This is a genomic window from Xanthomonas sp. WHRI 1810A (genome assembly GCF_040202885.1).
GTDB lineage: Bacteria > Pseudomonadota > Gammaproteobacteria > Pseudomonadales > Pseudomonadaceae > Aquipseudomonas.
Window position 1 is genome coordinate 237,763 of sequence record NZ_JBEGED010000009.1, and the last position, 16,953, is coordinate 254,715.

Sequence of the window (16,953 nt, forward strand, 5' to 3'; positions counted from 1 at the left end):
AGCTGATTAAGTGACTGACACACCTCAATCGCGGGCAAGCGCGCTCCTACAGTTCAGCTCAAACCGGGGTTTCTGAGCCGTCCTTGTTCACCAGCGTTGCCTTGCCCGGCGCCATTTGTTGCTCAGCGCCCTCCTCCAGAGCGTGCGAGCCCGCGCCGTTGTACGGGCTCATCACCACCTGTGGATAAGTTTGCGCGAAGCGTACGTCGTCCGCTTTATCCACAAGGCGCTTGAGCCGGTCGTTGAATGCGCGACTCACCGCGTACTGCCCACCCGACGACGTCCGGAATTGGGCGGTGATCACGATCCCGTTCATGTCCATGCGGTCCAGCCCGAACACTTCCAGCGGCCCTTGAAGCTTGCCCTTGAGCAGCAGGTCTTCGCTGATCGATTGCCCCGCTTCTCGAATCAGCGAGGTCGACGAATCGATGTCGGAATCGTAGGTGAACTGGAACGAGAAGAACGCATACGCGAACTGGCGGGACTGGTTAGTGACCGCCTTGATCTGACCGAACGGCACCGAATGCACGAAGCCTTTGCCGTCACGCAGGCGCAAGGTGCGGATGGTCAGGCTCTCGACCGTGCCGGCGTGGCCAGAGTCCAGCACCACCCAGTCGCCGATGGAAATGGTGTCTTCGATGATGATGAACAGCCCGGTGATCACGTCCTGCACCAATTGCTGCGAACCAAATCCGATCGCCAGACCGACAACCCCGGCACCCGCCAGCAGCGGCGCCACGTTAATGCCGAGATTGGCCATGGTCGTGATGGTGCAGATGACCAGCAGAATGATTTTGATCGCGTTACGCAGCAGCGGCAGGATCGTCTTGACCCGCGTGCTGGGCTGACGTGCGGAGCGGCTGTGGGCTGGCGGCTTCAGGGCTTCCTGAATCGCCGTGTCCATCACCACCCAGAGCAGCCAGGTCACCAGGAAAATCAGCCCGATGCTGCTCAACGAATCGCTGATCACTTTGCCCAGTGCATTGCGCTGCGCAAACTCGAAGAGCGAAAACCCCCAGATTCGCCCCAGCAATTCGATGAAGCCAATGGCCAGGCCAATGCGCACCACCGCGTGCAGCAAGCTCATCAATCGCTCTTTGTACGCATGCTCGACGCGCGCTTCGGTGGGTTTGAACAGGTGCTGGGCCAGCGTGCTGAGGAATACGGTCGAGATCAGCAGCACCGTAGTCAGCAGTGCACAACGCAACGCCTTCTGGCTGTCTTCGCCGGCACCGATCAGGTTGATCGCCGACACCAGGATCATCAGCAGAATCGGCCAGTGCCACAGGCTGGAGAAGATTTTCAGCGACTCTTGCAGCGCCGGCTGGGACAGGCGACTGGTCAATGAGCGGTTGCGAATCAAGTGCGCAACCGGACGCCGGACCCGCAACACCAACATGCAGAACACCACAGACGCAAACAGCCCGGTGAACACGGCCACGCTGGTGGTGACGTTGCTGCCGATCTGGCGGGCGATTTGCGGGCTGGTCAGTGCATCGCTGAGGGCCGCGAGGAAGCCGACCACGAACAAGGGTCTCGGGCTCAGGCGTCGGATCAGTCGCACGGCGGGACGTTTGTGCCCGCTGTTAAACAGCACAATCACGCTCAAGATGATGGACGTCGAAAAGATGCCGCTGCTGGTGGAATAGGCCAGGCACAGCGCCAGTGCCCGACCCGCCGAGAGCGCCATGAAATGGCTGGTGTAGAGTGTGAGCGGCAGGCAAATCATCGCCGGAAGGGTAAAGGGGATCAGGTACCCCAACACCCCTCGCACGCGTTCGCGCTTGGCCAGATAAGGGTGCCGGCTGACGCGCCCGACGAGCCATTTGCCCAGCAGATGCAGCAGCGCAAAGGCGCCAATCCACGCCGCAGACAGGATCAGGAAGTCGCCGGCTACCCGCCATTTGGATCGCGGCGACGGCTTGTTGACCAGCTTGTCCAGTTCATCCGCCGCCCGATCTGCGCGCAGACGCCATGAATCGAACAAATCGTCGTCCAGATTAAGCTTGTCCTGCACGTCGTCGATGCTTGAACTGATCGCCCCGAGCAAGCCGCCCTGAAGCAATATTTCCGGTTTCTCGGGTTCGGCGGCAGGTGCGGGATCGGCGGGTGCAGCAGCAGTGGCAGTGGCGGCGGGAGCATCGGCGGCCTGCAGAGTGAGGCTGCCGGAGAAAAATATGATGCACAGCAACAAGACGGTCTTGATAGTCGACAAAACGCTGATCACTCCTCGCTAGGGACAGTGGATGACAGGAGGCAGAAATAAAACCCACATGAACTGATCGACTTTCATCCGGCAAGTTCGGTTTTTTGCCCACATCCATTCGGGCAATAGTTCCACATCGGGACGCCAGAAATCGTAACGAACCTTTGCCAGCGGCTTTCGTCACAGCTGTATGGGGGGCCTGTTTCGGGCACGCCCGCGCTCCCGAGGCACGACGTTCATGACACTCATTCATCCCAAAGCCCACTACCGTCCTTACACGTCCGCATCAGGCGGCTGGGGATCGGCCAAGTCGGTGATGGAGATCCTGTGGCGCGAGCAAACCATGACGCGCTCGCTCATCCCGCTGGTTAAACAGAACAAGCACGGGGGCTTTGCGTGCGTCAGTTGCGCCTGGGCCAAGCCCGGCAAGCCGCACCACCTGGAATTCTGTGAAAACGGGGCCAAGGCCACTGCTTGGGAACTGACGTCGCGCAAGACCAGCCCTGCCTTTTTCGAGCGTCACAGCGTAAGCGAGTTGCTGCAGTGGACCGATTACGACCTTGAACAGCACGGTCGCCTGACCCATCCCCTGCGCTATGACCCGGTCACCGACCATTACCGGGAAACCACTTGGGCCGAGGCCTGGCAGGACATCGGTAGCCAGTTGCGGGCGATGGAACCGGACAGCGTAGTGTTTTACGCCTCAGGCCGGGCTTCGCTGGAAACATCGTTCATGTACCAGCTGTTCGCTCGGGCCTACGGTACCAACAACCTGCCGGACAGCTCCAACATGTGCCACGAAAGCACCTCCGTCGGCCTGCAGGAAAGCATTGGCGTACCGGTGGGCACTGTGACGCTGGACGACTTCGAGCACACCGACTGCATTCTCTTTTTCGGCCAGAACGTCGGCAGCAACAGCCCACGCATGCTGCACCCGTTGCAGGAAGCGCGGAAACGCAACGTGCCGATCATCACGTTCAATCCGATCCGCGAGCGCGGGCTGGAACGCTTCGTCAATCCGCAATCGCCCGTTGAAATGCTTGGCCCTGAATCGACTGTCATCAGCACGCAGTACCACCAGTTGGCAATCGGCGGGGACATCGCTGTGGTGATGGGCATCGCCAAATCGCTGTTCGACATGGACAAGGCGGCGCGGGAAAAAGGCCAGACGCCGGTCATTGATCAGGCGTTCATTGCTGAACACACCGAAGGCTTTTCGGCGTTCCAGACCGCAGTCAATGGAACCTCCTGGGAGGTCATCGAGCGCACCGCGGGACTGAGCCGCAGCGCACTGGAAGCCGCCGCCACGGTGTACGCCAGGCACGAGCGGGTGATGGTGATTTATGGCATGGGCATCACCCAACATCGTCTGGGCGTCCAGAGCGTGCAGATGCTGGTCAACCTGCTTCTTTTGCGCGGCAACATCGGCAAGCGCGGCGCCGGCATCTGCCCGGTGCGTGGCCATTCGAACGTTCAGGGGCAGCGCACCGTCGGTATCACCGAGGACCCGAAGAAAGTACCCGTCGATAAAATCCAGACGTTGTATGGCTTCCACGTCCCAGAGAAGAAAGGCCGCAATACCGTGGAGACCTGCGAAGGCATTCTCGACGGTAGCGTGCGAGGCTTCATCGGGCTGGGTGGGAATTTTCTCCGGGCCACCCCCGACACGTCGCGCATGGAACCGGCCTGGGCGGGCTTGCAGTTGAATGTGCAGATCGCGACCAAACTCAACCGCACGCATCTGGTCACCGGAAAGAATGCCTGGCTGTTGCCGTGCCTGGGACGGATCGAGCTGGACCGCCAGAATGGTGTCGAGCAGGTCTACAGCACCGAAGACAGCACTGGCTGTATCCACGGCTGGCGCGGAAACAGTGAACCGGCCAGCGCCGAAGCCCGTTCGGAGACAGCGATCCTCGCCGGGTTGGCGCAGGCGACGCTGTCGGGCGCAGAGCGAATCGACTGGGAGGCGTGGCGCAGCGATTACGCGCTGATACGTCAGGGCATCTCGCAGGTGTATCCCGAGATCTTCCACGATATGGAAACCCGGATGTGGGAGCAGGGAGGTTTTCACCGACCCATTCCCGCCGCCAGCCGCGAATGGAAAACCGAGAGCGGGCGCGCGCAGTTCGTTACGCCCAATACCTTGAGCGTGGATGAAGACGTGTTCCCCAATCATGACCGCCGCGATGTGCTGCAGTTGATGACGATCCGCAGCAACGACCAGTTCAACACCACCATTTACGGCTATGAAGACCGCTTTCGCGGGGTCAGCGGGACCCGTAGCGTGATTTTCATGAACCGCAACGACGTGATCCGCTTGGGGTTCAAGCCGGGTGACTGGGTTCAGGTCACGACTGCGATCGAGCCAGAGATCAAGCGCCAGGTTGGGCCGCTGCAGATCGTGGCCTACGATATTCCCGAAGGCTGCAGCGCCGCGTATTACCCGGAATGCAACCCGTTGGTGCCGCTCTGGCATCACGCCGAACGCAGCAAAGTGCCCGCCGCCAAATCCGTGCCGGTGGTGCTGAGCCGCGCGTTTCCCACTGCCGAAGATATGAAGCGTGCGCTGCCGGAGAAGGATCAGGTGCAGTAATCGCTGCACCGAGCTTGCCCGCGATGGCGAGTGTCGTCAGGCCCTCATCGGGCTTGCGAAATTCGCGGGCAAGCGGCGCTGCAATTGGCTGCATGAATAGGGGCTTAAACTTGCTTGACCGAGGAGAACGATCGTTCTACCATCGGCCCCATGAATACAACCAATACTGAAACTCGCGACAAGATTCTCGTGACTGCCGAGCAGTTAATTTATCAAAACGGTATCCACGCCACCGGCATGGACCTTCTGGTGAAAACCTCCGGCGTGGCGCGTAAAAGTATCTATCGCTATTTCGCCACCAAGGACGACGTCGCTGCCGCCGCACTCAAGGTTCGCGACGTACGCTGGATGCAGTGGTTTAGCGCTGAATCGGACAAGGCTGACACGCCCCACGGGCGCATCTTGAAGATGTTCGACGTGCTCAAAGGCTGGTTTGAGTCCGAAGGGTTTCGCGGCTGTGCTTTCATCAATACGGCGGGCGAGATCGGCGACTCGAATGACCCTGTCCGCGTGATCGCAAAAGTGCACAAACAAAAGCTGTTCGACTACGCCCTGGCGTTATGCGAGCAACTGGCTGTCCCCCAGCCTGCTGTGCTGGCCAAGCAGTTGCTGATCCTGATGGATGGCGCCATTACCCTCGCCCGCGTCATGGGCGATTTCAGCGCCGCAGACAGCGCAAAGGCTGTTGCCCAGATATTGCTTGAGCAGGCGTCACCCTTGGCACCTGCTGAATAAAGAAACGCCCTACTTCGATGCTCGCTCAATCTGACTGGAGACTTCGCTATGTCGTCCAATGCCCACACTCGCCCGCCACTTCCTCCGTTCACCCGGGAATCCGCAATGCAAAAGGTTCGCCTTGCCGAAGATGGCTGGAACAGCCGAGACCCGGAGAAAGTATCGCTCGCCTATACCCTCGATACGCACTGGCGCAATCGTGCCGAATTCGCGACTAACCGCGAAGAAGCATTGCAGTTTCTAACCCGTAAATGGAAGAAGGAGCTGGACTACCGGCTGATCAAAGAACTGTGGGCATTTGCCGACAACCGCATCGCGGTGCGCTACGCCTACGAATGGCACGATGACTCTGGAAACTGGTATCGCTCGTACGGTAACGAGAACTGGGAGTTCGCCGAAGACGGCTTGATGGCCAACCGTTTTGCATGCATCAACGACATGCCGATCAAAGAATCAGAGCGTAAGTTTCGTTGGCCGCTGGGCCGCCGCCCGGATGATCACCCGGGTTTGTCCGATCTGGGCCTTTGATCGCGGGATAGCGCATAAATGAAAAGCCCCCGGCAGCTGAGCTGTCGGGGGCTTTTTCAATTCGGTCCTGGAAGCCACTAGGGCCTAGAACGGGAAAGGATAGCTGAGATCTAGGGTGTAAGGTTTTTTCCTCTAGTCCTCAAGGGCTTGCCACAAAATAACCATAACAAGATTTGAGCTAATGTAAAGTATAGGCCAAAAATCAGTCCAAAACTTTAGACGCTGTACCAGTTTCAACGCTCAAGGCGCGTCATGGCTGAATGCTACCGTACTGCATAATCCCTCAGACTTTGTGGTGGCAGCGAACAATTACCATCTGCTTCTTGGCTGCAATGGCGGCGGATCGGAATCGATGTCCGAAAGGACTTCGCACAGAGCCAAGGCTATGATATATATAACCTTGCATTGACCATTGAGGTAAACAGGATGAGCGCCCATATTTTTGAAGCATGCCTTCGAGGCGAAGCACCAGAGATCTCGCACCTTCCTATGCTGACGAAAGCGTTCAATGCGATTCCCATAATGGAACTCTTCAACATAAGCTTTGAATACAGACTTCATTCATCGACAGCCAAAATAGTCGCTAAAATCATGGCGGAAAAAGTAGCTCTGGCTAATTTAAACAACGCCGTGGATAGTATTCTGATTCGGTATCAAGCTTATCGCAGAAACACCGACACATTATACTCTACCGAATGAAGAATACGATTGATTTTAAAGTATAGCAGTATCGGCTTCTGCTCGCCTCAATGTTCAGCTGATTTCGTGAAAATACCTTCTTAGCACGTTAGCACGATTAAGCTGCTACCGATTTTGGAAGAGAATTCCAAGATCCATCTGGGGAGCCTTCTGGTTAAACCGACGTCCTTAGCTAACTGCTTTTTTGGAAACCAGCATAATCATACACCATAGTAAACACTGTCTGGACCTAAAAGACGGTGGGATAGCCCAACAGGGGAAGTAGGAGTACTTAAAATTGCGCTTTAACGCATGCAACTTAGTCAAAGGGGAATAGGAATCTCGCCCTCGTTACCATACTCGGTTGAGTATTTGTATAGTATTTTTAGTTGGGGGCTATCCCATACTTCTGAATGCGGAGTTCTGTAATTGAACAGGAGCTTAGGACGTGTGCTGTACTTTATAATGCGAGACACAGCTGACTGAGACGGGTGTTTATATATTGAGCCGTTCGAGCTAATTAAGTACTTCTGGCATTCTAGCGCCTCCATGAGCTCCCTGGACACATTGTTCTCGCTGCCGTGATGCGGTACTTTTACCAGGTCAAACTTGTAGGGCGGACTGCCAGCTATTTGCCTAAGCGAGTTAAGAATCCTCGAAGGAAAGGCATCAGCACCAAAAAGAATACGCTTTCCTTGATACTCAAAAATAAATGCAATGCTACTGCCGTTGGCTTCGCTGGAGTCTTCTAGAAATGTTTGGCTAGCCATATCTTCAATGTCTGGTGTAGCGGGTCCGAACGCTTCCAAGCCCTTCTTACCAAAAAACTCTGCCTGAGCGAGCATGTCGATGTAAAGGTTGGCTTCTCCACAAACTTTCACCCAGTTGGCCCGCAAGCGTCTTAGCTGATCAGCATCCGGGGAGAGAAGCGTGATCCGGGATCCGCCGGGGAGTTCGAAAGTCGGACAATGATCCGGAGAAACAAGAATCGCGCCGTTTTTTTGCTCCACATTCCATGGAATTTTCTTTTCCAGAAGCAATTCTGTTAAACGCTCCCCTTGCCTCTCGCCGAACGCTTCGAGACCCTCAGGTGCAGGAAGGTGCCGAAACCCGTTGAACCACACGTCACGCACCGGAACCCCATAGAAGTCATTTTGAAGCAGAGTGAGCATGCCGCCTATGTGGTCCCGATCGACATGAGTCACCACAACTAGCTCAAGATGCCCCCCTTTGGCCGCCAATTCCTGTAAGCGAGACTTCAGGGCCTTGGGCACCGACAGTCCCGCATCTATGAGTATCACGCTAGACTCCGCTTCTGCTCCGTATTCTAGCCACAAACAATCACCATATAGGGCGGGTAGTGCTGTCAATTGGATCATCGGCAACCCCTCCTACGACCGCTTAACGGGCAAGCCGAGATATTTGGGAATTTGCAAAGTTGTAAAAGGTTCTGTCCTGACGCAGGCCACGTCGGCTGCTTTGGCTGCCGCAAGCATTCCTAAAATCTCGTGATCATTTGGAGTGACTTGGGAAAGTAATGTCAAAGCATCTACCAGAATATGCAGCCCTATTGTGTAGTATGGCAGGCCACGAGAGCAGGCCAGCGAAAAAAGCTCCCTGGCTTTTTGCCAAGCTAGCACATCATTGTCGCCGTCGTAGAGCGTCTTCCAACCCAATGCGATTGCACTATCAGGAAGCCAGTCGTGCCTGTCGTTGAGATTGCTCATCCATGCTTTGTGGGTGGATTCTCCGTTGCCGTCTAATGCGAAAATGTAAGCTGCGGCAGCTGCTGAGAACGGATTATCCGCTTTCCTGTATAGAGCGGTGACGGCCCTGCCTCGTTCGCTTTCAGATATGAGGCGTGATGAACAAATATCGCGCCGGGTTAAATGCTCCACCATGGAGCCATATATCGGATCCATCAGCTTAAGCGAGGCCGTCCACCTGGAGGTGTCGTGCCGCTCTTTGTTCTTATAGCCTATCAAAAGGTTGAAGGAAGCATCGCTACCGTTCCTCCAGCCCTGGGGGTACGCAATAAGGGTCTGCGATCTACCTTTGGAGCGTATCATCAGCCACTTGCGCTTAGGGTCGAAGTCGGATGGCGTGGAATACTCCCACGATGGGAAGGTCAAAGGTATTTCATGGCCCAGCTCATCAAAAATAGTTTGTACAAATATATGATTATCGTCTTGCGTGCGCTTTGCGGTATCGTTAAAAAAATCATACAGGCCGTTAAGTGGGATTTTTTCACTTTGAGTTAGAATGCTAACTTCTAAGTCGTTCTTTTTCTTTGGGCTGCGCTTTGCCGCCGCGCTGATAACTTTAGGCAGCCAGCTGAGATCGTGCTCCTTTTTGGGTGTTGCAGGCACTTCTCGTCTTTTTTGTGCGTTCAACACTAACCGATAGGTCTGGTTAGATTTCACTGAAATTGTGGCTCGCTGCGATCGGCCGTTTGGATACCCAATGTCTATGAGGTACGAACCTTCAGCGGGTAGCGTCAATATGGAGGCTGCCTCATCGTTTCTAGAGGCCCCAATGAGCACCATGTGGTTCGAAAAGACGGGATCACCAATTCTCAACTCACTGCCGTCCATCGATACCGGCCATATCGAGCAGAGGAGTTCGCGCGGGGCGCGATACAGTTCTTTGGAGTTCGCTTCGATGATGATGCTCGGATTCATACAACCTCCAGGGTGATATTCTGGAATGGAGGAACCAAAAAAATATCCTGTGGCTCAGAAGTCAAATTGGTTCCAGGCTGAAACAGCGCCGCTACTGAGCACTGGCCGTGTGGCACGAATGTCCTCCAAGGATGGGATAAGTCAGGTCTTACCTTTCGCAGGCTTGGCGAGGTATAACTTATCTCGGCCGAAGGATGGACATCTACGTTGTCGAGACGCACGTGGATCAACACCTCCGGCACACTTTTGAGGACATGAATAGGGAAGCCCATTCCAGATAGTCCATCGGCAGGGCATGCAGGACCGTCGGTCGATTCATCCATAATCGCTGCGATCGTTTGCTGTAGCTGCAGGGGAGCGACGGCCCAGCGTTGATTGTTGACTCGAAAAACAGCGCACCTATTGAGTCCATCCAGTAGGGCCGCAGTGAAGATGCTAACTTGTCCTGGGGCGCCATACGCTTGCTTATCCATCTGCGCTGCGTAAAGGACTGGGTTCGCCCCCTTGAAGACGGTCAACACACTCGGCGTCTGCAAGCCAGACTGACTAATTTCATTAGGATCCAGCACCACGGCGAGGTCTAACGTTCGGCAGGCATCGATGAGGTACAGCTGATTCAGGGCTATGCAATCCCTCATTGCTAGCCTGAGCGCATTGACCTGGAACGCGTCTCTAAGCAGGTTGGCCGAATGCCCAGCATTTTGCGTCAAAAGATATGTGTTAACACCATTCCCTAGCCCGTGCCCCGAGAAGTAGAAGATAGCGACGTTTTTTGGGTCGGAGCTAGCTCGAGTCTTCCAGGCTAAGGCTGAAGCTTCGTAGTTAACCCAGGTTGCAGGGTCGATGTGTTGGCTTAGGCCGTCTGCATCTTTGTACGTAGCCTGGCCGTCTTGTGAAATCAATACTTCAATCGATTTCAGAGGGGCGTCAGGGTTGTATAGTGTTGAATCGACCCATTTGAGCATAGCCATCGCGGATACAGGAGGGGACGTCAGTTGCCCCATCTCACGGTGGTCGGGCGATGTCCGTCCTGATCCATCCTTGAGGTAGGGATAATCTCCCACTCCAATGATGAAAACGTGCGTGCCCGGGCCTTCTGTTTTTCGATGTCTGAAAGTGGTCATCGAGCGCGCGCTCTTGCCTGAGTTCGTACATCACGCAAGCTTACGCCTCTGGCCATGAGAGACCTCCTAGCGCTCGAGAAGACTGCGGCCTCCTTATCCGGATCCGAAATTGTCAGGATGACCGCAAATTGAACTCCTGAGGATGGGTAGTCTGTACCGGCGCGCGTGAGCGATTCCACGACCAAGCGCCAGTTACTGGTACCTTCCAATCGCGTGAAGGTTCGGCTGTAGCGTTTGACCGGCCACCATTTCGCACCGTGCGCAATCAGGTGTTTTTCATGAATCCCAGGATGGTCAGGTTTTAGTCGACCGGCATAGGAAAATTTCTTGGTTTTCTTGTTCATGGTCTCTTGGCGCAGATAGGCATCCAGGTTGACGCGAGAAAATTCAGCTTGGTGACGGCGATCTAAGGGCGGTGAGTAGACTATGGTGAGCTCCACGGCACCCCGCGTCGCTCCGTTTTCGACTAAAACCGAGGGCCATTCAAAGTCGAACGAAAGCTCCAGACGATCCTTGAGTACGTCTTGGAAAACGAGTGTGATCGAAGAGTCATCGGTAGCAAGCATATCGTCGACAGGTGCAGGGATCCCAAATCCCGCGAAGTCTTTACTGACGTCATTGAGCAGCTTGTCATTGAGCAGCGCGGGCATTCTGGCAAAATGGTACATAAGGGCCATCAGCACATCACGAGGTTGTTCCCCCTCTATGCGATGATCGAGCAAAGCGATTGTTTTGGCCACTAGAGGGGCTGCGAAACTCGTTCCCTCGTCCGGAATCAATGACCCGGAATGATCGATCGAGTTGAGTGGATTATTGGTGGCTAGACATCCGCCCACATGAGCAAAGTCGGGTTTGATGCCTGCCGATGTAGCTGGTCCTCGTCTCGAATAGCGCGCCGGCCTAGTTTTTCCAGCGCGATCCATAGGTTCTAGTGCCCCAACCGTAATGTTTCGGGCAGTTTCGCCAGGTACGTAGATGCGGTCGGCTCCGAGCTGTCTGTACGTGGCGAGTTGTTGCAGCGCGGGTGTAGCGCTGTCGGGCCACCGGCTGCGTGTTTGCGCACCGTCCAAGTTGCCGGCTGAGATCACGAAGATCACGTCATGCCTGTCAGCGATCTCATCAAGAATCGCTGCGTACGGGCTGTAGCCATTTTGATCGGTCATGGCCTCGGGGTTGAGGCTGAGGTTAATTACTCTCATCCCCACGGGACGGTGGCTCTTCAGCTCAAGGTCAAGTTGGCGCATCATGTCGATGAAACCGTGCTGAAAATTGTCCTCAAATTTCTCTTCGTCTTCCGTGAAAAGGTCGTAATCGAAGAACATGCATGGATCTTGCTCGATAGGTTGCAACGGATTGAGAGTCGCGCCGTTGATCAACAAGCCTGCAATGAAAGTGCCGTGATCCCTATCTACATCTGCCTCTCGCATAAAGTCGACCGTTCCTGCGGACCAGGCCGAGATTGAGCTGTCGCGGCTGATGCCGGCGTCGATCACGCCGATAACCGGGTAGTCCAACCCCGGCTGCGGTTGAGGTAACACAACCTTCGCGGAACTTACGGTTGACTTGTGTGCACGCACTGATTGCTGGCCGCGGGTGATAATCGCTCCTAGCGCATATCGGCGAACAAGCGGAGACTTATCCAGGAAGCCCATCACGGACGCTAGCGTTTCTGCGAAGCCTGCGCTTTTAACGATTGCGGGGGGAATCTGAACGGTTGTGATGTGCAAGGCTAGCCACTCATCACCAGACGCCCAAATTTTCAATTCTGGTGAGAACGTCTCAATTCCCTTTCTGAACTTTCGAAGCTCACTCAGCGCTGGAGATCGCGATTTGGTTGTTCCCGAAAGAGATTGCTCATCCACGAACAGTTCTACCGTGAAGTAGCGGGCTCCCGGCCATTTTTTAAAATGATTTGAAGCCTGCTCTAAGCTGAATGCACGTTTGTCTTGCGAAGAAGGTAAGACAATCTCTTGGATTGCTCCGGTTTCTGATCGAGCAGTACTCGCCTTTAGTTTATTTTTGTTGTCGCGCTTGGTGACCGTCTCCTCAGCTCCGCTGATGGCCTCAGCTACCGAGCCTAAAGTCTCCGCCGTCACTTCGAAATAAAGCTCACCCAATGCGCCTGAGCCCACCAGCGGCAGGCTCTTAGGCTTGAAAAGCGCATCTACAGGTCTATGAGATTTCGCCAATGCGCTGGACTGGAGTCTGACCTTGACATAGCCAACTTGATGGTCGCCCGCACGGGACAAAACAGTACGAATGGTTTCGACCTGCTTGAGGAGCTGATGCTTATGACGCTTGAACTCTTTGTCCCGTTCTTCGTAAAAATCCTTTGCGCTTCCGCCGCCGCCGCCTTCAGGTAGCTTCATGTATTGGTCGGTCTGGAGGACGACCTGAACGGGATTGTTTGCCATACTAAATTCCTTTTAGCTAAGCTCGCTCAGCAGACTTTAGCAGCCGGCTTACCTTCGATTGGGTTGACTGAATCGCGTCAGCGATATCCGCCTGAACGATTTTTATATCCTTGTAACTCAGGACCTGACTCATCCACGTGTTTTCCCCTCGAGTAACGGCATCTCTTGCAGGGGATGGATCGCTGGTTGCAGAAAGATCCAGAAAAAGTTTTATCGAATCTATCACTGATGGCTTATTGCTTGCACGAAGAGTCATGTGTCTTTTTAAAAAATCGCACATGGTTTCGATGTCGGATCCACTGTAACCATCTGTTAGCCAAGCCAGAATTTTGACCGCGCCAGGCCTGATGCCAAAACCCTCAGTGTAGCGTTCAATGATCGCCACACGACTCTCCGCATCGGGTACGCCAATCTCGATCCGTGCATCGAAACGCCTCCATACTGCTGGATCTAGCAACGTTTCATGGTTGGTGATGGCAATGGTCAGTCCGAGTGGAGATCGCGCATCGATAGCCTGCAACACAGCATTGACTACTCGCTTCACCTCTCCCAGTTCTTGAGGGTCGTCACGCAGTTTCGCTATGCCATCGAATTCGTCCAGCAGCAGCAGACACTGGTAGCGATTCGCAAAGTCAAAGAGCGTTCGAATGTTCCTAGCGGTGGTACCTAAATACGAGCTCATCAAGCCATCAAGGCGTGCAAGGACTACCGGTAAGCCCAGCTTTGAGGCCGCCCACAAAGCAAGACGAGTTTTGCCGGTACCAGGAGGGCCAAAGAATAGCGCTGTACGCGGAATCTTGATGCCAGCCGCTTGTAGCTCGGCGGCACCAATCCATTGTTCTTGTAGGTGTCCAGTGGCACGAACAAGTCGTTCGTTCAGGATTGGAGCTTCGAGCTCCGCGAGCTGTTCAGGGAAGAAAATCTCAGCAAGAGGCGTGCTAGTTTCCTTATCCACCGGAAAGGCCGTGTTCGGTGTCATTATCTCGCCAGCCGACACGGCTCGGGACTTAATGACGCGCGATGGAACAAGCTTGCCTGCGCTTGGTTTGCGTGTGCTACTCAGGACTTCACTCAGTGCTTGAGCCTGATCTGAGGCGCCGGCCTTCTGCAACGCTTCTCGCAAGCGCTCTGCGTGCTGAATGACGGCGCTGGATTTGTCCCGGACAGATGCTCGCAAGAGAGCCAGGACGATAGGGAAATTCTCCATGATGGGGTCTCTGATGAGTATGCGATTTGATAAACATTCTATATGGTTTTTATGGATTTCGATGCGGTTTTCGTCGTAAAAATGCTGGAATGCTACATGTGTATGCGCTTAACCGAGTTTCGACGTGATTATTTCCTGCCGTCAGCCATTTTGGGCTGAGAAATGGCATTGATGTGAGCCCTCGCGGTGTGCGGTGGATGGAGATGCTGAGCCATTTCGCCTTACTGAGGGACTTACATAGGGAGCCTCTGATGCGAAGCCGTGAAGAGCTGCCCCTGAAATGGGGCGCCGAGTAGCATGTGTCACTTCGGTTGCGTCGAGCCTTGACTGGCGTACAATGTACGTCGCAAGCGAATTTTGTTCGCTCAATGGTTTTGCTAAACTCACCCTTCGGAGCCTGAGATGACGCCATCAGATGCTGATGTTTTACGAGCTGTGCGGCTGAGCCACAGGTTGACCACCACCCAAGCCGGGCGACTCGTTGGAGTTACCAAGCGAGCTTGGGAACATTGGGAAAGTGGAGTTCGCCGAGTTCCCCAATCATCTTACGAGCTCTTTATGGCCAAGTGCCGAGGAGTCATTCCTCCTGAAATGAGCCCAGAATCTGATGGCGGACTGTATGTAGTGACCGGTGCTAATGGCGAGCCGGTTATCGTGTTGGGGCGTGGGAGCTGGATCGACGTAAAGGGCGTCGATTTGCCTAACAAGGTTGTTGTAAGCTCGTTTGTTGTGGATTTCGCAGCCGGGAGACGAGAGCAGATACAGACCTTGGTGGATTTAAAGCTCAACCCTAAGTTGCTGGAAACCTTGAGTCGTTGGAAGTCTCTGGACAAAGACTTGGATGAAGAGTGAAAAAATGCATACCTGTAGTGGTCTAATGAAACCGGACACCCATTTAGGCGAGAATGCTCGCCACAGAGAGGTGTCTGATGACCAAGCAACGTCGTACCTTTACCCCTGAGTTCAAGCGCGAGGCCGCGTGCCTGGTGCTCGACCAAGGCTACAGCCATACCGAAGCAGCACGTTCGCTTGGGCTTGTTGAGTCGGCCTTGCGCCGTTGGGTGAACCAGCTCCAGCAAGAACGTGGCGGTGTTACTCCGACCAGCAAAGCCCTGACGCCTGAGCAGCAAAAAATCCAGGAACTCGAAGCCCGTATCAACCGGCTGGAACGGGAAAAATCCATCTTAAAAAAGGCCACCGCGCTCTTGATGGCCGAGGAACACGAGCGTTCGCGTTAATCGATCAACTTCGGGCTCAAGAGCCGATTGATCTGTTGTGCTCGGTATTTGAAGTAACCCGATCGTGCTACTACGCGTACTGCCGCAAACGTCGGTATCCAGATGCCGAACGGGTGGTTTTGCGCAGCCGCGTGAACGAGCTGTTTACGCAAAGCCGAAGCGCTGCGGGCAGCAGGAGCATCATGCTGATGATGAAAGAGGACGGCATGCAGATCGGTCGATTCAAGGTACGTAAGTTGATGCGCGAGATGAACTTGATCAGCAAACAGCCGGGCTCACATGCCTACAAAAAGGCTACTGTGGAGCGGCCTGATATTCCGAACGTGCTTGATCGAGGCTTCAACGTTACATCCCCGAACAAGGTCTGGTGCGGTGACATTACGTACGTTTGGGCTGAGGGCCGATGGCACTACCTGGCGGCTGTCATCGACCTTTGTGCCCGCCGTGTTGTGGGTTGGGCGTTCTCATCCAAGCCCGACGCCGACTTGGTGATCAAGGCGTTGGACATGGCGTATGAGCAGCGTGGCAGGCCGCAAAGCGTATTGTTTCACAGCGACCAGGGCAGCCAATATGGCAGTCGGAGTTTCCGTCAGAGACTGTGGCGATACCGCTTCACACAGAGCATGAGTCGTCGCGGCAACTGCCATGATAATGCGCCGATGGAACGACTATTTCGCAGCCTAAAAAGTGAATGGATCCCGACGGTGGGCTACATGAGCGCTGCGCTGGCACAGCAAGATATCAGCCGGTTTTTGATGGAGCGGTACAACTGGCGGCGACCGCATCAGTTCAACGAAGGGCTAGCGCCTGCGGTCGCTGAGGAAAAACTCAATTCAGTGTCCGGGATCAGTTGACCACTACATACCCAACCGCACCACAAGGAACGAGCGAGAACGCTTGCACAGCACGAGATGGGGCATTACGTTCTGGCAAAGGTGATGGGCTTTAGCACCGGCGCTGTCACAATGGAACTAACAGGTTTCGCAGGTCATAAAGCCGGAGCTGAAATTTTTCAAGGCCGGCCCATCACCGACATTAGTGCAGTAGTCAGTTATTTGGAGAGACGTGTAGTTGTCTTGTTTGCTGGAGTGCTGGCCGAGACGCTAGTCGGCGGGCACAAGAGCCAGACAAAGGGCGTGAATAATGAATTGGCTTCCGAAATCTTCCACTCTCCGATAGGGGGCGCCGCGCAAGACAAATTTAGAACTAGCGAGGTCTTGATCACGCTGCACGGCCTACTCAACCAAGCGCCGTGCACCCCGGATGAGGTTGACCAACAGATTTCAGCGATTGGCAATCGTCTTTGGGCTCGAACGACTAGCCTTGTGGAGCAATTCGAGGATGTGATCGTCGAGGTTGCTGGTCTTCTCACCCAAGAGCTTGAAGCTTCCGGCCCTATTTTCAATCAGGCTATCAGAGCCTCCTTGAGCGTGGAAACCTTGTCTAATACCCCCAGCCTACAAACGTTGCCCGTAAGCGTCTGGCAATCACGTCTTGCGAGCAGTTAATTGTCTGGGTCACTTCTCGGACGTACAGGTACCTGTTTGCG

General features: G+C 54.7%; 13 protein-coding genes. 7 read left to right on the plus strand and 6 right to left on the minus strand.

Annotated elements, in window-relative coordinates:
- Positions 1–58: 58 nt before the first annotated feature.
- Positions 59–2,215, minus strand: coding sequence for a mechanosensitive ion channel family protein (locus tag ABQX22_RS15660; protein ID WP_349800758.1), 2,157 nt, complete (start codon positions 2,213–2,215; stop codon positions 59–61).
- A 229-nt stretch (positions 2,216–2,444) separates the two neighbouring features.
- On the opposite strand from ABQX22_RS15660, the gene ABQX22_RS15665 reads away from it, so the two are divergent.
- The 4 genes from ABQX22_RS15665 (at position 2,445) to ABQX22_RS15680 (ending at position 6,761) form a co-directional block, all read left to right on the plus strand.
- Entirely contained in the window at positions 2,445–4,799 is a 2,355-nt protein-coding gene (locus ABQX22_RS15665; protein WP_349800759.1) for an FdhF/YdeP family oxidoreductase, read from the plus strand.
- Between the two features lie 150 nt (positions 4,800–4,949).
- The gene (locus ABQX22_RS15670) at positions 4,950–5,534 is read left to right on the plus strand and encodes a TetR/AcrR family transcriptional regulator (protein ID WP_349800760.1); all 585 of its coding nucleotides are present in this window, start codon (positions 4,950–4,952) and stop codon (positions 5,532–5,534) included.
- Positions 5,535–5,582: 48 nt separating this feature from the next.
- Positions 5,583–6,062 (plus strand): nuclear transport factor 2 family protein, encoded by a 480-nt coding sequence (locus ABQX22_RS15675; RefSeq protein ID WP_349800761.1) that lies wholly within the window; start codon positions 5,583–5,585, stop codon positions 6,060–6,062.
- A gap of 426 nt (positions 6,063–6,488) precedes the next feature.
- The gene (locus tag ABQX22_RS15680) at positions 6,489–6,761 is read left to right on the plus strand and encodes a hypothetical protein (protein WP_349800762.1); all 273 of its coding nucleotides are present in this window, start codon (positions 6,489–6,491) and stop codon (positions 6,759–6,761) included.
- A gap of 302 nt (positions 6,762–7,063) precedes the next feature.
- Here the strand turns inward: ABQX22_RS15680 and ABQX22_RS15685 are convergent, their stop codons facing one another.
- From ABQX22_RS15685 to ABQX22_RS15705, 5 genes are read right to left on the minus strand one after another with little or no spacing between them, the layout of a single operon-like run.
- On the minus strand, positions 7,064–8,119 hold the full coding sequence (locus ABQX22_RS15685) for a ComEC/Rec2 family competence protein (protein WP_349800763.1): 1,056 nt from the start codon (positions 8,117–8,119) through the stop codon (positions 7,064–7,066).
- Between the two features lie 12 nt (positions 8,120–8,131).
- Entirely contained in the window at positions 8,132–9,421 is a 1,290-nt protein-coding gene (locus ABQX22_RS15690; RefSeq protein WP_349800764.1) for a hypothetical protein, read from the minus strand.
- Positions 9,418–10,545 (minus strand): caspase family protein, encoded by a 1,128-nt coding sequence (locus ABQX22_RS15695; RefSeq protein WP_349800765.1) that lies wholly within the window; start codon positions 10,543–10,545, stop codon positions 9,418–9,420. Before ABQX22_RS15695 ends, ABQX22_RS15690 begins: the two co-directional genes overlap by 4 nt.
- Positions 10,542–12,959, minus strand: coding sequence for a S8 family peptidase (locus tag ABQX22_RS15700; RefSeq protein ID WP_349800766.1), 2,418 nt, complete (start codon positions 12,957–12,959; stop codon positions 10,542–10,544). Before ABQX22_RS15700 ends, ABQX22_RS15695 begins: the two co-directional genes overlap by 4 nt.
- Before the next feature lie 16 nt (positions 12,960–12,975).
- Positions 12,976–14,166: an AAA family ATPase gene (locus ABQX22_RS15705; protein WP_349800767.1), complete on the minus strand. Its 1,191-nt coding sequence runs from the start codon at positions 14,164–14,166 to the stop codon at positions 12,976–12,978.
- 402 nt (positions 14,167–14,568) lie between these two features.
- Here ABQX22_RS15705 and ABQX22_RS15710 point away from each other — a divergent pair, with 402 nt between their 5' ends.
- The 3 genes from ABQX22_RS15710 to ABQX22_RS15720 all read left to right on the plus strand — a co-directional run bounded on the left by ABQX22_RS15710 (position 14,569) and on the right by ABQX22_RS15720 (position 16,912).
- Entirely contained in the window at positions 14,569–15,018 is a 450-nt protein-coding gene (locus ABQX22_RS15710) for a helix-turn-helix domain-containing protein (RefSeq protein ID WP_349800768.1), read from the plus strand.
- A 77-nt stretch (positions 15,019–15,095) separates the two neighbouring features.
- A protein-coding gene (locus ABQX22_RS15715) for an IS3 family transposase (RefSeq protein ID WP_349800769.1) occupies positions 15,096–16,258 on the plus strand; the annotation gives its coding sequence in 2 pieces (ribosomal slippage) (positions 15,096–15,348 and positions 15,348–16,258; 1,164 coding nt in all).
- Positions 16,259–16,342: 84 nt separating this feature from the next.
- A complete protein-coding gene (locus ABQX22_RS15720; protein ID WP_349800770.1) occupies positions 16,343–16,912 on the plus strand; it encodes a hypothetical protein in 570 nt (189 codons plus the stop codon).
- The last annotated feature ends 41 nt before the right edge of the window (positions 16,913–16,953 follow it).

Coding starts and splice junctions, on each gene's coding strand:
- ABQX22_RS15665 (WP_349800759.1), top strand. CDS start 2,445: ATGACACTCATTCATCCCAAAGCCCACTACCGTCCTTACACGTCCGCA.
- ABQX22_RS15670 (WP_349800760.1), top strand. CDS start 4,950: ATGAATACAACCAATACTGAAACTCGCGACAAGATTCTCGTGACTGCC.
- ABQX22_RS15675 (WP_349800761.1), top strand. CDS start 5,583: ATGTCGTCCAATGCCCACACTCGCCCGCCACTTCCTCCGTTCACCCGG.
- ABQX22_RS15680 (WP_349800762.1), top strand. CDS start 6,489: ATGAGCGCCCATATTTTTGAAGCATGCCTTCGAGGCGAAGCACCAGAG.
- ABQX22_RS15685 (WP_349800763.1), bottom strand. CDS start 8,119: ATGATCCAATTGACAGCACTACCCGCCCTATATGGTGATTGTTTGTGG.
- ABQX22_RS15690 (WP_349800764.1), bottom strand. CDS start 9,421: ATGAATCCGAGCATCATCATCGAAGCGAACTCCAAAGAACTGTATCGC.
- ABQX22_RS15695 (WP_349800765.1), bottom strand. CDS start 10,545: ATGACCACTTTCAGACATCGAAAAACAGAAGGCCCGGGCACGCACGTT.
- ABQX22_RS15700 (WP_349800766.1), bottom strand. CDS start 12,959: ATGGCAAACAATCCCGTTCAGGTCGTCCTCCAGACCGACCAATACATG.
- ABQX22_RS15705 (WP_349800767.1), bottom strand. CDS start 14,166: ATGGAGAATTTCCCTATCGTCCTGGCTCTCTTGCGAGCATCTGTCCGG.
- ABQX22_RS15710 (WP_349800768.1), top strand. CDS start 14,569: ATGACGCCATCAGATGCTGATGTTTTACGAGCTGTGCGGCTGAGCCAC.
- ABQX22_RS15720 (WP_349800770.1), top strand. CDS start 16,343: ATGGGCTTTAGCACCGGCGCTGTCACAATGGAACTAACAGGTTTCGCA.